The organism is Blastococcus sp. MG754426, assembly GCF_021699055.1.
Taxonomy (GTDB): Bacteria; Actinomycetota; Actinomycetes; order Mycobacteriales; family Geodermatophilaceae; genus Blastococcus.
The window spans coordinates 1-1028 of the sequence record NZ_SSXC01000166.1; the positions used below are offsets into that span (position 1 = coordinate 1).

Genomic DNA, 1028 nt, shown 5'->3' on the forward strand with positions numbered 1-1028 from the left:
TGGTGGCGCTGCGCGGATCGAGGGCGGGAGAGGGATCGGTGGTCGGCGGCTCGGGGCGGGGGAGCACCGCTGTCATGGCACCTCGTCCGTGTCTGTGAGTGAGCTGGGACCGACGGTAGGGCGGCGGCGTCCCGGTCGACCAGGGACGGACGTCCCGACCCGGACGGGATCGTTCCGCGGGGCGGGGGCAGGCGACGAACCGGCGCCCGGGCACGAGGCCCGGGCGCCGGTGGCCGGTCATCAGGAGGAGGTGCGGGACAGCCACCCCGCGGCGGCCATGCCCAGCCCGAACAGCACCGTGCCGGGGATGATGCCGTAGCCCTCCGCCGGCAGGGCGGGGGAGACGAGCAGACCGAGGGTCATCCCGACGAGCGCGATGCTCACCGGCGGCGGCAGCAGGCGGCGACGCAGCGCGACGGCGGCGACCAGCACCGGCCCGAGCAGCGTGGCGATCCCGGCGACCGCGGCGAAGCCGGCGGCCGCCTCCTCGAAGGCGTGGTAGCCCTCGTGGCCCATCAGCGGGCGGACGTACGCCTCCGCCACCGAGCTCGCGGGCATGAGCACCATCCCCAGCCACGTGGTGCCGAGACCGGCCAGCGCGGTCCGGGAACCGCGGAAGCGGCGGGCGAGCACGCCGAGCCCGGCGGCGATGAGCAGGGCGCCGACGGCGAACGTCAGGTGCGAGAGCACCCAGGTCGAGGCCTCCGGCGCGGCCTCGTCGTGCTCCAGCGGGTGGAGGGCGTTGCCGACGGCGAAGAGCACGCCGCCGGCCACCAGCGCCGTCACCTCCAGCGCGTCGGAGGGGCGGTGGTCGCGGAGCGCGGGGGAGGAGGTCGGAGCGGTCAGGGGCGGTGCGGTGGTCATGGCGGTCCTCGGGCTCGGGGTGCGTCGGGTCGGGCGACCCGGTCGGCGCCGACGCTCGCGCCCCCCGCTTGCCGGTCGCTGACGGCCGGCTTGCCGTCCCGGCGACAAGTCGGCCGCAAGTGCGCCCGCGCAGGGTCGGCGCCGACCCTGCGCGGGCGCACTTG

1 protein-coding gene is annotated in these 1028 nt (G+C 77.0%); it reads right to left on the reverse strand.

Annotated features, from left to right (window positions below; all coding sequences use genetic code 11):
* Positions 1-240 precede the first annotated feature (240 nt).
* Positions 241-864 (reverse strand): hypothetical protein, encoded by a 624-nt coding sequence (locus tag E9549_RS22810; RefSeq protein WP_236828887.1) that lies wholly within the window; start codon positions 862-864, stop codon positions 241-243.
* Positions 865-1028: the final 164 nt, after the last annotated feature.

Excerpts from the sequence above, each read along its gene's own strand:
- E9549_RS22810 (WP_236828887.1), bottom strand. The coding sequence starts at position 864 with ATGACCACCGCACCGCCCCTGACCGCTCCGACCTCCTCCCCCGCGCTC.